The 13,565-nt window shown below is 38.3% G+C and carries 16 protein-coding genes; 6 read left to right on the top strand and 10 right to left on the bottom strand.

Annotated elements, in window-relative coordinates:
• Positions 1 to 3 precede the first annotated feature (3 nt).
• Genes pbpC through ND812_RS05400 form a run of 4 tightly spaced genes read right to left on the bottom strand, consistent with a single transcriptional unit; the run spans position 4 to position 3,461 of the window.
• Positions 4 to 2,100 (bottom strand): penicillin-binding protein 1C, encoded by a 2,097-nt coding sequence (gene pbpC / locus ND812_RS05415; RefSeq protein ID WP_265374601.1) that lies wholly within the window; start codon positions 2,098 to 2,100, stop codon positions 4 to 6.
• A gap of 37 nt (positions 2,101 to 2,137) precedes the next feature.
• Complete coding sequence (locus ND812_RS05410; RefSeq protein ID WP_265374600.1) at positions 2,138 to 2,752, bottom strand: RsmD family RNA methyltransferase; 615 nt, start codon at positions 2,750 to 2,752, stop codon at positions 2,138 to 2,140.
• Positions 2,753 to 3,232 carry a tetratricopeptide repeat protein gene (locus tag ND812_RS05405; RefSeq protein WP_265374599.1) on the bottom strand — a complete coding sequence of 160 codons (480 nt, stop codon included), beginning with the start codon at positions 3,230 to 3,232 and terminating at the stop codon, positions 2,753 to 2,755.
• A 49-nt stretch (positions 3,233 to 3,281) separates the two neighbouring features.
• Complete coding sequence (locus tag ND812_RS05400; RefSeq protein ID WP_108959948.1) at positions 3,282 to 3,461, bottom strand: hypothetical protein; 180 nt, start codon at positions 3,459 to 3,461, stop codon at positions 3,282 to 3,284.
• Between the two features lie 70 nt (positions 3,462 to 3,531).
• Here ND812_RS05400 and ND812_RS05395 point away from each other — a divergent pair, with 70 nt between their 5' ends.
• The 5 genes from ND812_RS05395 to ND812_RS05375 all read left to right on the top strand — a co-directional run bounded on the left by ND812_RS05395 (position 3,532) and on the right by ND812_RS05375 (position 6,896).
• Positions 3,532 to 4,548: a hypothetical protein gene (locus ND812_RS05395; protein WP_265374598.1), complete on the top strand. Its 1,017-nt coding sequence runs from the start codon at positions 3,532 to 3,534 to the stop codon at positions 4,546 to 4,548.
• Positions 4,545 to 4,928 carry an LIC12806 family lipoprotein gene (locus tag ND812_RS05390; RefSeq protein ID WP_265374597.1) on the top strand — a complete coding sequence of 128 codons (384 nt, stop codon included), beginning with the start codon at positions 4,545 to 4,547 and terminating at the stop codon, positions 4,926 to 4,928. The genes ND812_RS05395 and ND812_RS05390 overlap by 4 nt, the downstream gene beginning before the upstream one ends.
• Positions 4,912 to 5,325 (top strand): SufE family protein, encoded by a 414-nt coding sequence (locus tag ND812_RS05385; protein ID WP_265374596.1) that lies wholly within the window; start codon positions 4,912 to 4,914, stop codon positions 5,323 to 5,325. The genes ND812_RS05390 and ND812_RS05385 overlap by 17 nt, the downstream gene beginning before the upstream one ends.
• A 73-nt stretch (positions 5,326 to 5,398) precedes the next feature.
• Positions 5,399 to 6,580 carry a serine hydrolase domain-containing protein gene (locus tag ND812_RS05380; RefSeq protein ID WP_265374595.1) on the top strand — a complete coding sequence of 394 codons (1,182 nt, stop codon included), beginning with the start codon at positions 5,399 to 5,401 and terminating at the stop codon, positions 6,578 to 6,580.
• A gap of 4 nt (positions 6,581 to 6,584) precedes the next feature.
• Positions 6,585 to 6,896 (top strand): hypothetical protein, encoded by a 312-nt coding sequence (locus ND812_RS05375; RefSeq protein WP_265374594.1) that lies wholly within the window; start codon positions 6,585 to 6,587, stop codon positions 6,894 to 6,896.
• Between the two features lie 3 nt (positions 6,897 to 6,899).
• Here the strand turns inward: ND812_RS05375 and ND812_RS05370 are convergent, their stop codons facing one another.
• Genes ND812_RS05370 through ND812_RS05360 form a run of 3 tightly spaced genes read right to left on the bottom strand, consistent with a single transcriptional unit; the run spans position 6,900 to position 9,973 of the window.
• Positions 6,900 to 7,817, bottom strand: a complete 918-nt coding sequence (locus tag ND812_RS05370) for a TonB family protein (protein ID WP_265374593.1) — start codon at positions 7,815 to 7,817, stop codon at positions 6,900 to 6,902.
• The gene (ruvB, locus tag ND812_RS05365) at positions 7,798 to 8,802 is read right to left on the bottom strand and encodes a Holliday junction branch migration DNA helicase RuvB (RefSeq protein ID WP_265359412.1); all 1,005 of its coding nucleotides are present in this window, start codon (positions 8,800 to 8,802) and stop codon (positions 7,798 to 7,800) included. Before ruvB ends, ND812_RS05370 begins: the two co-directional genes overlap by 20 nt.
• A 22-nt stretch (positions 8,803 to 8,824) precedes the next feature.
• Entirely contained in the window at positions 8,825 to 9,973 is a 1,149-nt protein-coding gene (locus tag ND812_RS05360; RefSeq protein ID WP_265374592.1) for a trypsin-like peptidase domain-containing protein, read from the bottom strand.
• A gap of 122 nt (positions 9,974 to 10,095) precedes the next feature.
• Here ND812_RS05360 and ND812_RS05355 point away from each other — a divergent pair, with 122 nt between their 5' ends.
• The gene (locus ND812_RS05355) at positions 10,096 to 10,653 is read left to right on the top strand and encodes a DJ-1 family glyoxalase III (protein ID WP_265375908.1); all 558 of its coding nucleotides are present in this window, start codon (positions 10,096 to 10,098) and stop codon (positions 10,651 to 10,653) included.
• Here the strand turns inward: ND812_RS05355 and ND812_RS05350 are convergent.
• Genes ND812_RS05350 through ND812_RS05340 form a run of 3 tightly spaced genes read right to left on the bottom strand, consistent with a single transcriptional unit; the run spans position 10,650 to position 13,562 of the window.
• On the bottom strand, positions 10,650 to 11,009 hold the full coding sequence (locus ND812_RS05350) for an STAS domain-containing protein (RefSeq protein WP_265374591.1): 360 nt from the start codon (positions 11,007 to 11,009) through the stop codon (positions 10,650 to 10,652). The genes ND812_RS05355 and ND812_RS05350 overlap by 4 nt on opposite strands.
• A 44-nt stretch (positions 11,010 to 11,053) precedes the next feature.
• Positions 11,054 to 12,655, bottom strand: coding sequence for a carboxyl transferase domain-containing protein (locus ND812_RS05345; RefSeq protein ID WP_265374590.1), 1,602 nt, complete (start codon positions 12,653 to 12,655; stop codon positions 11,054 to 11,056).
• A gap of 1 nt (position 12,656) precedes the next feature.
• Positions 12,657 to 13,562, bottom strand: a complete 906-nt coding sequence (locus ND812_RS05340) for an alpha/beta fold hydrolase (protein ID WP_265374589.1) — start codon at positions 13,560 to 13,562, stop codon at positions 12,657 to 12,659.
• Between the last annotated feature and the right edge of the window lie 3 nt (positions 13,563 to 13,565).

Genomic DNA, 13,565 nt, shown 5'->3' with positions numbered 1-13,565 from the left:
ATGTTACCGAACTTCAAATAAAGATAAGGATACAACCTTTTGATCTTTGTCTTTGATTTCCAATCGATACTCTCCTTTTTTTGGCTCCCAGAGATATGGTTCTTTTGCATTCGCAAGAAAGGCATCGTTTAAATGATAAGAATACGAAACATCGTAGGAACTGATTGTAAAGAGGATTTTTTGTCGGCCATTCGGAATATCTGGATCCAATGCAAAAATACTCCCACTCACAGGTGTCAAAATTCGAAATGATTTTGTTTTCTCAATTTGATTCTCATTAGACGACAAAATTTCAAGATTTGGTTCGATCTCAGAATAATTGGATTCTTCTATCGGATGTAATTTTGAAATGAGTGATTCATGTAATAAGTCCATTGTTTCTCGCCAAACAGGTGCTGCACCTGTGATTCCAGACACATCCAACATTGGACTTCCAGTCGGATTGCCTACCCACACTCCAACAGTATAATGTTCTGAATATCCAATACACCAATTATCTCGCATATCTTGGCTTGTTCCCGTTTTTACCGCTGTAAAATACGATGTGGATAAAAAATTATCCCATCCAAAACCAAGAGACCTTGCTTCTCTGTCAGATAAAATTTCAGAAATCATATAACTTACCTGCGGAGAGAAAATTCTTTTTTGACTTTGGTTTGTTTCAAATTTTTTCCATTGGATTTGGGAATACATACCACCATTTGCAAACATACGATATGCATTAGTCAATTCTAACAAACTAATGTCTGCTGCACCTAGTGCAAGTGATGGACCGTAAAACTCTGGGTATTGTAATCCGTGAATTCCAAGATTTTCTAAAAGGGATACAAATTCATTTACATCTAAAAAAGACAAAGCTCGAATGGCAGGAATATTTAAAGAGGATGCTAAACTTTCCCTTACGGTGACGTTTCCTTTATATGATTTGTCATAATTCAGAGGTCTATAAATACCTTGGTAAACTGGAATTCCAATGGGTGAATCAGATAAAATGGATTGAGGAGTGAGCTTTTTCTGCTCAAAATTTAAAGCATAGACAAATGGTTTTAAAGTGGATCCAACTTGCCTTTTAGTTCGAACTAAATCCAATTGAGAAACCGAACTTTCTCTCCCAATATTGGGAACATACACGAGAATATTTCCCGTTTTGTTTTCCAATACAATCACAGCACCATCTTTTACATTTCTATTTTCTAATGTTTTTATATTTCTTCTCAGAATTTCTTCGATTTTCTTCTGGTAAATAAAGGATAAAGAAGTTTCAATTTTTTGTTTTTGAAATTGATTGTATCCACCTAATTCAATCACTGATTTTGCAAAAAGAGGGACATGGGAAGGCTCTTGTGGATAATCTAAATTACGAAACAAACTTTCCCTAACAAAACGAGAAAGTTCCTCACAATCGGATGTTTTCCCATCTCTTTCCCACTTAAGCGCACAAACTCGCTTTGCTACTTTTTCAATCGGACTTTGAGGAGAACGAATTAATGCTGCGAGTAAATACGATTCATTCGGAGTGATCGATGAAACCGATTTTCGAAACAATCCTTTGGAAGCAGAAGCAATTCCTTTCAGTTCCCCACGAAAATAAATCAAATTTAGATAGGCAGTCAGTATTTCTTCTTTGTTCCAAATTGATTCCAGTTCCATAACTCGATTGATTTGTTTGAGTTTTTGAAAGATGGATTTCCTTTGGTTTTTCTTTGGTTGTAACTCTGGATCAAGAAGAGTGACAAGTTGCATTGATATAGTGGATGCACCACGGAAGGAAGATCCTTTTAAACCAGTAAAAATGGAAGCTACGATTGAATTTCCATCCACTCCACCATGTTCAAAAAAACGTTTATCTTCTGCATGGATGACAGAATCGATTAAAAATTTTGGGAATTCTTTATATTCCACCCATTCTTCTGATCGAAAATCCTTTCGGATCCGAAGGCGTTGGATGAGTTCATTTTTTCGATCATACAAACGGATGTCAGATGGTGTGAAATTAGCTTTTACTTCCTGATAGGTAGGAAGTGCCCATACAATGGAAGGGAAAAATAAAAAAAGTGTTACAAATTTTACCGTGGCCATTCGGTGAAAATATGAGATCATTGTTTCCAATTCCACCGTACCATTTTCCAAAGGAAGATTACTCTTCCAAAGTTTCCATGGTTTCATAACCTGTTTCGATGATGAAATGACTTCCATACTCTCTGATTTTATAAGGAACATTGACCCAAATGTTTTTTGTGGATTGGTGTTCTGGAATCTGACAAAGAATCAAAAACGGTTTATTTGTCGAAAGGCAAAATTGGTATAAATCTTCCAACATTTCTTTCATTCGCATTGGAGTTTCCGACCAATAGGTGTAAGGTGGATCTAAGTAATAGATATATGCCAATTCTTCTCCCAGCTCCCACTTTAACGCATGTTTCGTGGCATCTTTTCGAAACAATTGTACATTTGGTAGTCCGCGAAATAGAGTATGTAAATTTCGAAATCGTGTTTGGTCTAATTCGTATGTTAGAAGTCGTTTGACTGAAAGGCTATACGCCTCTGCAGAGATTTGCCCACTTCCAGCAAAATAATCGCAAAACAAAACTGATTCAAAACTAAGGCCCCAAGACAATAACCGAGAATCCATAAGTGAAAAAATTGCTTTTTTAACGAGGCTATTGGTAAAGTTGAGATGACCAGATACATCGGGTGGTGATGGAATTTCTTTTCCTTTCCACTTACCTTGTGAAACACGAAGACCTTTCATTTATTTCCCAACTGTTTTGATCTCTTCCAATTGGACCAAAATATGTTTAGAAGGAGAGTTAGATTCAATTTCTGAAAAAACCTTTTTGGCTTCGGATTCGTTTTTTAAATCCATCAAACCAAGTCCATATAACAAAAGTGCATCATTGTATTTTGGACTTTGTTTTCCATTTTTTTGAAAATCCTTTCCCCATTCTATGAGTAAATCAGATTCTCCAAACACCAAAGCTCTCTCCATAAACAAATAAACTGCATTCCAATAATGTGGCGATAATCTAAAGTTAGGTGAGTTTTCCTTACTTAAATTGGATTTGAGTTTTGACCAGTTTTCTTCTGTAGAAACATAAAGAAAAAAAATCCGAGGATCTTTTTCGGGTTCTCGTCCATTTAAGTATTGGAGCGATTGTTTGGATACGAGAGAATAATTTCCTTTTTTGAATTCTGAATACAAAGTCGAAAATTGAGAAGAGTCGCTCCACAAAATGGACGGAACGACCAAAATACAAAAAAGAGAATGGGTAAAAGTCAATTTAAAGTTCGGTGATATTGGCTGATCCGCACATAGGGCAGATCAATTCCCATGAATCGAGGTATTCATCCTCACCTTCGGCTTCCCAACGATGGTCGCAGTCCTCACAAGCATACGTTACAACGTCTTCGTTTAGGCTATCTGCATCGAATTCGTCATCATCTAAAAAATCATCTTCCATACCCTTCTCACTAAATCACAAAGAAAAAGCCGTGTCAAGTGGGGAGGGCAAAAAAAAATGGGAACAAACGATGGCGATTTACTCCCGGTACGAACCGCATAGAAAGAAGAAATCAAAGGCACCGCTATTTTTATTGGTTTTAGCGCTTGGCCTCTCCACTTTAGGGTTTACCTATAGAAAAGAAATTTATTTTCTTTTTGCCAAAGACCAAAGTGTCAGAGCAGAAAAAACCAAAGAAAAAACAATCGAACTCTGGAAATCAGGGAATCTCAAAGAAAAAGAGATAGAAGATTTCCAAACAATCGCAACCAACTACTCAGAAAAAGACCCAACCGATCCTGTCGCCTTTCATTTGATCGCAAGGAGTTTGTTTTGGAATTTAAATCGATTGGGAATCCAATTTGACCACGATAGTTTGATCTTACATCTAGGATCTCCATTTCGTGAATTCATAGGAAGTTCCGTTCTCGCCGAATCGACATTAGACTCTATCTTTTGGAATGCAAGGACTGCGGAAGCCTATTCCTCCTCTCCCTTTACGGACTGGGAAAACAACCGAGTGTTGTTATTCCTCGGAGAAACTCATCGGAGTGTCAAACGTCCTCAAGTTTTAGTAGGAGAATATGGAAACGTCGATCGTTCAAAATTATCTCCCGAACTACAAACTGTTTACATATGGTTGTTAACCTTTAATACGATGCTTGCAGGTGATGCAAGTGGTCTCGATCATTTAATCACCATTACAAAAGATCCAAATTTTAAATTGGGAATTCAATTTTCTCCGAGAGAGGAAAACTTCTTACGGGGTCTTGGTAAATATTATAAAAAAGATTATGTGGGAGCTTTGTCATTACTCAGACAAGCTAAAACCAATAATCCTGATATGATCACTGAAACTTCCATCATCACAGAGGCTACTATCTTCCACTTGCAAAATTTATCGCAGAAAGGAATTGATTTGTTAGAAGAATTTTACATTGCCACTGGCAAAAAAAATACAGAAATCCCAATCTTAATTTCCCAATTCATCAAAGAAAAACCAGGCCTTAAAACAAAACTGGATCTAAATTTGGATAAAAAAGAATGAAACCATTTTTGTCCAAGTTACACTTATTAGGTGTTGTTTTCAGTTTTTTAACAAGTATTGGCTGTGGACTTTTTTACAAAGGAGTCCCAAAACCTGGTGAATTTTGTTATGTGCTTTCAAAACCACCTGAATGTCTGTTTGTCAATTTCGAGGAGAAAAAACTCATCTGGGAAAATGTTGAGTACTCATTGGAAGAAAAACTCCGAATGGATTATTTCTTTCATAAAAATGAAGATTTATACGAACTAACAGTCGCTACAGTCAATAGAGTCGAAATTAAAAATTTATCCCGCTCTGGTTTTAACCAGTTCTACATGAGAAAAAAAGAAAAATTCGCTGATATCCCAAAAGGAAGTTCTAATGATGAAACAAAACATTGAAGATATCCAAAAAGAAATCATCTCTGAGTTTTCGGAACTGACTGATTGGGAAGAAAAATTCCAATACCTTATCGAGTTAGGTGAGGAACTACCAAAGTTTCCTGATGAAAAAAGAACAGAAGAATATTTAGTACCGGGATGCCAATCTCGGGTTTGGGTTGCACCAAAACTGACTGAAGGGAAATTAGAGTTTGATGCAGATAGTGATACGGCACTTACGAAAGGACTGATTGCGATTCTAATACGAGTATTTTCAGGACAAAGTCCAGAAGATATAGCGAATGCCTCACTTGGATTTATAGAAGAAGTTGGTCTTGCAAAGTTTTTATCGATCTCAAGACGGAATGGACTATTTTCTATGGTACAAAAACTAAAGGGGTACGCAGAAAAAGTATAACATTCCTCTTTTTTCCTTTGCAAACTAGTTTTATCTGCTTAGAATTCTCTTTCGAATGAACGTTAGGAATTCTATGAAACAAATTCTGATTCTATTTTTTGTTCTTTTTACAATCCAATGTAGTAAAGACCTTTCTCCCTTTGGTGGAGAAGTAAATGTATCTCCCCTCCCCAAACGTATCAAACCTGAATGGCCAAATCCAAATTGGAAAATTGTCACTCCTGAATCAGTTGGTGTTTCTTCCGCAAAACTCAAATTAGTTGAAGAGTATGCATTTGCCCGAACTGGTGATGAAACAGACAGAAAAGGTAGACGAACTGATGCCGTTGTCATCCTTCGGAATGGAAAACTCATTTATGAAAAATATGCACGCAATTTTAAGGAAGACAAACTTCACCTAACTTGGTCAGTCTCAAAAAGTATTTTACAAACAATGTATGGAATTGCCGTCAAAGATGGACTGATCAAGTTAGATGACCCTGGATATTATCATTATGAACCACTCAGTAGAGACGAAGCCCATAAAAAAATCACCATCCGTCATCTTTTAAATATGTCTTCCGGTCTTGCTGCAGAAGAAGGGTATGAAAGTGGTCCACTCAAATCTTCTGTGATTGCCATGTTGTATACGAGGGGCCGACAAGACATGGGGAGTTTTTGTGCCAACCTTCCCCTCCGCGCCGAACCAGGTACACAAGTATATTACTCCAGTTGTGATACCAATATCCTTTCTGCGATATTGAAGAAAGTATATGGCAAAGAAGAATATGACAAACTTCCCTTTGAAAAAATATTCAAACCACTTGGAATTTCTAATGTAACATTTGAAAGAGATGCTTCTGGAACGTATGTAGGTTCTTCTTATCTCTATATGACAGCAAGGGATCTTGCCAAAATTGGATACCTGTATTTAAACGATGGTGTGTGGAATGGAGAGAGATTTTTGCCAGAAGGTTGGTTAACATTCACAAGGACACCTTCCCCTGGTTATAAAACAACTCCCTATTCAGATGATTTATCACAGGATAATTATACTGCACATTGGTATGCCAATACGGGAGTTCCTGATCGAGGTATCCATGAGCCTTGGCCTGATGCTCCAAAAGATACCTTCGCTGCTCTTGGACATTGGGGTCAAATGATGTATGTAATTCCAAGTTTAGACCTCGTAGTAGTTCGGTTTGGTGATGACCGCGAAAAAGCGTTTATCAAAAATGAATTTTTAAAATTGATCAAGGAATCAGTGATTCGGTAATCTTATGAAACGTAAAATTTCAATTTTCTTAGCATTATTCTTTTTAATTGTTTTGTTTTGGTCACAATGGAATTGGAAACACTTATCGAGTTTTCCATCCATCATCTCCAGTTTTTACTCAAAAGAATACTGTAGTTGTTACTTTGTGATGGAGTTATCAGAAGAACAGTGCCATGATTTTGCAAGACAGTGGGTTCCCATCAGTGAATTCAAATTAGACAAAGAAAATCAATTGGTGACAGTAAAAGGTCTGGGTAGAACCAATACAGCAAAATTCCAATCCAAAGAATATGGTTGTACCTTACTGAATGAATAATCCTTAGCGGTAATAACGCATCCCAGGAAAAATAAAATTGATGCCAAAGATTAATCCTTTGGCCTTCACTTCTTCTGGGACGGGACCAAAGTTTTGACCTCGTATCGAATCTAAACATGCTTGGTCGACAACAACTTGTCCTTGAGAAGAAACCAAACGAACATCCAAAACTTGTCCTTGTTCACTTAACATAAACAATACTTTAGTTTCTCCTTCCTTAATTCCTTCTCTGGCAACAATTCCTGCCATATCACGATAGGCATAATTTCCACCACCGGGAGGAGCAAAGGATTCTTCTATCCGTTTTAACATATTTTTGAAATAATAATAACCTGCTAATTGTTTGGTAGGAATGGTGAGAGCTTTTGCTCCATCCCAACGAAATAAAAAATCTTGTTGGAAACGATAGTTAAATGGAATTTTTGTCATCTGACCAGCGTTTGCAGCTTGGTTCGGACGTTCCTCAGAATTGGAATTGGTTTTTGGGTCTGCTTTAAAAATACCAAATTCAAAAAGTTCGTCTTCCTTGGATTCTTCTGATTTTGGTTGTGTTTTACTTGGAGTGGAAGTGGCACTTCCCATAATGAATTCATGGAATTGGGTTAATGTATGAAACCCTTGTTTCTCGGTGATCCCTCCGCCACCCGCCGAATCCTTATTAGACAAGGCTTTGTATTCATCTTTTTTATCGGGATTGATGAACTGTTGTTCTACTAATACTTCGTATATTTTTTCTTGTTCTTTGGGACTTAGGTTTTCGAGAGTTTGTTCTTCTGCCCACATCTTCCATAACATATTCCTCGTGATGAGGTGAGCTAAAAAAAAGGACGCAAGTAAGATCACAAATGTGAATGCAAAAAAGAGACGTTTTTCCCCTTCTTCTTTTTCGGGTAATCGGAAATCAAAAGAGAGTGGGGCCATTTTCACGATTTTCTCCCGTATTTCCAATATAAGGAAGTCCTAAATGTTCGTAAGCTTTTTTCGTAGCCACACGACCTTGCGGAGTCCGGTCAATGAGACCCACACGCACAAGGAAAGGTTCATAGGTATCTTCGATGGTTCGTTCTTCTTCCCCTAGGACAACGGCAATTGGTTTGATCCCGACAGGTCCACCCCCGTAACGGGAAATGAGAATATCAAGAATTTGCCTGTCGACGGCATCAAGTCCCAAATGGTCCACACCCATACGCTCAAATGCATAACGACATGTCTTTAAGCTAACAGACGTTTCATTGTTTACTTCTGCAAAATCCCGAACTCGTTTTAAGAGATGGTTGGCTATCCTTGGGGTTTTTCGACTGCGTTTTCCCACTTCCATCGCCACACCTTCGCCGAGGTTCACTCCTAGTAATTTTGCCGAACGATCTACGATGATTTGCATTTCTTCATCTGTGTAAAAATCAAGTTTGAGATGGATGCCAAACCTTGATTTTAAAGGATCGCTGACAAGCCCAGACCTCGTTGTGGCACCCACTAAGGTAAACGGTTGGAGTTGGATTTGTAAGGCATTGGCGGTAACACCTTCTCCCACAACCAAATCCACAAAAAAGTTCTCCATTGCAGGGTATAAAAGTTCTTCCTGTTTTTTGATAAACCCATGGATTTCATCGATGAAAAGGACTTCATTTGTTTTGAGTAAGGTAAGAAACCGAACCAAATCAGCACCCTTCGAAATGGCCGGTGCCGAGGTGGGAGTAAACGCAACTGCCAGTTCGTTGGCTATGATATTCGCGAGGGTGGTTTTCCCAAGTCCAGGTGGCCCCGAAATGAGAACATGGTCGAGTGGGCTCTTTCGTTTGCGAGCCGCCTCAACATATACCGATAGATTGGCCAGAACCTCTTTTTGTCCAATGAACTCAGACAGTTTTGTGGGGCGAAGGTTTGGTTCTTCTTCGCCCGCTTGCATCCAATCTTCTCGTAAACTCACCTCAATTGGGTTTCTTCTCTGGAGTGATGGACGTCAAGATTTCATTTTTATTTCGAATGATTTTTAGCTCCATACGTTTGCCAATCGGAGATGCTAATACAAAACTTACCAATTCTTCTGGGGAACGGACAGGTTTTCCATCAAAACTGATGATGACATCATTTAATGTGAGTCCTGCTTTATCTGCTGGGGATCCTTTCACAATTTGGCGGATGATGGCCCCTTTGTTGTCTTTTAATTGGAACTGGCGGATGTCTTCTTCTGCAATATTGTCAACACCTGCTCCAATCCAAGCCCTGGTGACCTTTCCATTGGTTTTGATCTCTTCGGCAACCCTTCTTGCTTCGTTGATCGGAATGGCAAATCCAATCCCTTCTGATCCACCTGATTGGCTCACAATCATACGATTGATCCCCACAACTTCGCCTCGGATATTGAGCAGTGGTCCTCCGCTATTCCCTTGGTTGATGGCTGCATCCGTTTGGATGTAGGAAAGTCCAGATGTATCAAGTCCTCCGCGTTGGATCGCAGAAACGACACCAACAGTAAAGGATTGTTCGAGTCCGAGTGGAGCACCAATGGCAATCGCCCAGTTCCCCACTTTCACTTTACTAGAATCACCAATCAAACTTGGAGTGAGACTTCCTTTTGATGCACTAATTTTTAAAATCGCAATGTCTGCTGTGGAATCAGAACCAATCAATTTTGCTTCGAATTCTTTTTTGTTTTTTAACCTAACAGTGAATTTATCCATGTTTTGGATCACGTGATGGTTGGTCATAATATAACCATCTTCGTTTAAAACAATTCCAGAACCAAGCCCTGAAAGTTTTTGTTGGCGTGAACTCCTTCTTGGATCTTGTCTTCCAAAAAAATATTCAAACGGGTGGAGTGGAACATTCACGGTCCCTTCCGTTGCAATGGAAACAACACTGGGGGAAACTCGATCAAACACTTCTTGGAACGCATCTTCGAGAGCAACTGCTTGGGTTTGAGCTGGTGATAATTTTTCTCCACCATCTGCTTTGAGTTGTAACGGGTTCTCGTTTGAATTTCCACACGTCAATATGGGAGACAAAAATGTCCCAAGTAATAAAAAGCTAAACGCAATGGCTATATATCGTAAAGGATTCGTTTTTTTCTCAGTCATAGACAATGAACACTCTCTCCTATTCTATCAGACCCCAGAAACGGGGGGAAAGTTCCCATTTCTTGGAATCGTTTTTTCATAAAAAACTTGAACATTTTGTAACAAGCCAAACAAGTCATTGTATGGCAACTCAGGTTTTAATTCCACTATGCCCTGGTTTTGAAGAAATGGAAGCAATCATTTTGATTGATGTCCTGCGCCGAGGAAACGTAAACGTTGTCTCGATTAGCAAATCGAAAGAACCAGTGATTGCATCGCGTCATACAATTCACCTGGCAGACAAAACTTTTTCAGAAATTAATCCCAATGATTTTGATGCCATTGTTCTACCAGGAGGTCTTAACGGCACAAAGAACCTTATGGCAGAACCTGAAATCGAAACACTATTGCATTCCTTCCACCAATTGAAAAAAACAATTGGTGCCATTTGTGCTGCTCCTGCTGTTTTACGAAAGTTTCAGATTCTGTCGGGAGAAAATCCATATACTGCGTTTCCATCGCCTGAGGATTTGGTGAGTGGAGCCGGCGGAAAGTATACAGGAAAACGAATTGAGTCGTATAAACACATCCATACGAGTGTAGGGCCTGGATCTGCTTTTGAATTTGCTTTGTATCTTTTAGAATTATTCGAAGGGAAAGAGGTAATGGAAAAGGTAAAACAGGGATTGTTATTACCCTAATCCGAATGAGTGTTACGTTCGTTGATCATAGAAGTGACTGCCATCTCTTCGGTTTCAAACACTTCCAAGTGACTTTCCATTCCAGTCATCTTAAACACTTTTGCAACAGAACCATGCACACTACATACTTTTAAATTACCATGGTATTTTTTTAATTTGTACATCGCAGTTACGAGGGTTCCTATTCCAGAACTGTCCATAAACGGAACCTTTTCCAAATTCACAACAATCTCGTATTGGTGTTTGCGCATTTTGTCATCCAGAATGTCTTTCAATTCTTTTGCATTGTACAAATCGACTTCACCTTCAATGGTGATGACAACTACCTGATTGGAAGACGTTTCGTGAATGACCATTTGATGTACGTTGGCTCCTTAAAAAGAAATGAAAAGGAAAAAAATTACATTCTAAAGACACCGAATGGTTTTCTTTCTTCTTTTCTTCTACTGAGAACAGACAATGCCCTACCCAAAATGTTGCGAGTGTCAGCAGGATCGATGATTCCATCATCCCATAACCTAGCAGAACTGTACACTGCAGACGATTTTTTTTCATAATCATCCAAAATTGGTTTTTTGAATGTGGATTCTTCTTCAGGAAGGATGGTTTCACCTGCTGCTTCTTTTTGGTCTTTTTTCACAGTCCATAACACATTGGCCGCTTGTTCGCCACCCATCACAGAAATTCGTGCATTTGGCCACATCCATAAAAATTCAGGTGCAAAGGCACGACCACACATTCCATAATTCCCTGCACCATACGATCCGCCAGTAACAATCGTTAACTTAGGGACTGTGGTTGTGGAAACAGCATTCACCATCTTTGCACCATCACGGGCAATCCCATTGTTTTCATATTTTTTCCCTACCATAAAACCAGTTATATTTTGGAGGAATAATAATGGGATCCTTCGTTGGTCACAAAGTTCAATAAAATGAGATGCTTTTAGTGCCGATTCAGAAAACAATACTCCATGATTGGCAATGATTCCAACTGGGTATCCATAAATTTCAGCAAAACCTGTTACAATTGTAGTAGCATAAAGTTTTTTAAATTCATGAAACCTAGAACCATCCACCAAACGTGCAATGATTTCTCTTGGATCATAAGATTTTCTAGAATCACGTTCAATGATTCCATAAATTTCTTCCGAAGGATATAAAGGTTCTTCTGTTTCTTTCGATAATGTTTGATTTTTTACATTTAAATTTTTAATGATGGATCTAGTAATTTCCAATGCATGATAATCATCTTCTGCATAATGATCAGTTACACCCGAAATACGGCAATGAACATCGGCACCACCTAACTCCTCACCTGTCACAACTTCACCTGTTGCTGCTTTCACAAGTGGTGGACCACCTAAAAAGATTGTTCCATTCCCTTTTACAATCACTGACTCATCTGACATTGCAGGAATATAAGCACCACCAGCCGTACAAGACCCCATAACAACCGCTATCTGTGATATACCCTTTGCACTCATTCGTGCTTGGTTAAAAAAGATTTTACCAAAATGATCTTTGTCAGGAAACACTTCATCTTGCATGGGCAAAAATGCACCACCCGAATCTACTAAATAAATACATGGTAAGGAATTGTTTTCTGCGATCTCTTGGGCTCTTACATGTTTTTTGACTGTTAAGGGATAATATGTTCCCCCTTTGACGGTTGCATCATTGGCAACAATCATACAATCTACACCTTCTACTTTTCCAATCCCTGTGATAATTCCAGCAGATGGAACTGGGTCTGGGTAAACACCTTCAGCAGCAAGGCCACAAATTTCCATAAACTCAGTATCTGCATCTATCAATTCACTGATTCGTTCGCGAGCAGTGAGTTTACCTCTTGATTTATGTTTCTCAAGGGCTTTTTTACCACCACCTAACTTCACTTGTTCGATAATCTTTCGTATCGGTACAAGGGTTTCTAAATAAGTAGTTCGATTTGATATAAAATCGGATGAGAGTGGATTAATTTTCGAGATCAGTCTTTCCATATTAGTCCTTATTGCTTTTGTTAAAATGGAATGTTTTGGTTTTTTTATGAGAAAAACTATCTACAAAATAATGAAGTTTTTCGAAGACTACTGTTGGGCATTCTTCCATCGCTAGATGTTTACAAGGCAAAAACACTAAACTACTGGTCCTTAGAGTTTCTTTCATGTATTCAGTTTGGTTTGGAGAAATGCGAAAATCTTCTTCCCCTATGTAAATTTGTCGTAATCCAACAAATTGTTTGGCACCTTCTTCAATCTCACGAAGGGCATGAGTGGACCTGTCTACATTACGAATGAATTCTAACGTATTTTTGCGATTTTTTCCCTCAAATAACAAGTGATACATGGTCTTCTCCCATTCACTTGTGAAATGATGGCTTTTTTTTACGAGAAACCATTTATAAAAAAATCGAAGTAGTGGTGGGCGAAACAAAAAAGAAAAAATTTCACCAATGATTGGCAAACGAAGAAAATGTAACGGAAAGTAGAATTTAAATTTAGGTAAGTTCATAAACCCACCTAATATGGATAATGATTTATATTGGTTTGTCTGATCTTTAAATGCAAAACACATAATTGGTAATGCATAATCAAAAGCAACAACATGTACTTTTTTATCACCTACAACTTTCTCTAAAAAAGGAGATAAATAATGAGCTTGTAATCGATGTGATAAAGGACCGTCAGGACGACTACTAAATCCAGTTCCTAAAAAGTCCAAAGCCAAAACACGGTAGTGAGTCGATAACAATTCAATTAGTTTGCGATAGTTATAGGAAGTGGTCAAAAAACCAGGCAACAGGAGGATGATTTCATCTCCTTTTCCTTCATCTAAATAAAAAAAACTTAAACCATCAATTTCAACAGATTTTCCGGAATTGATATGCGCCAACAAACTAGGTGTCATGTT

It is taken from the genome of Leptospira limi (genome assembly GCF_026151395.1).
Lineage (GTDB): Bacteria > Spirochaetota > Leptospiria > Leptospirales > Leptospiraceae > Leptospira_A > Leptospira_A limi.
Note: the sequence above shows the minus strand (reverse complement) of the source record. Positions and strands in the feature narration are given on the sequence as shown.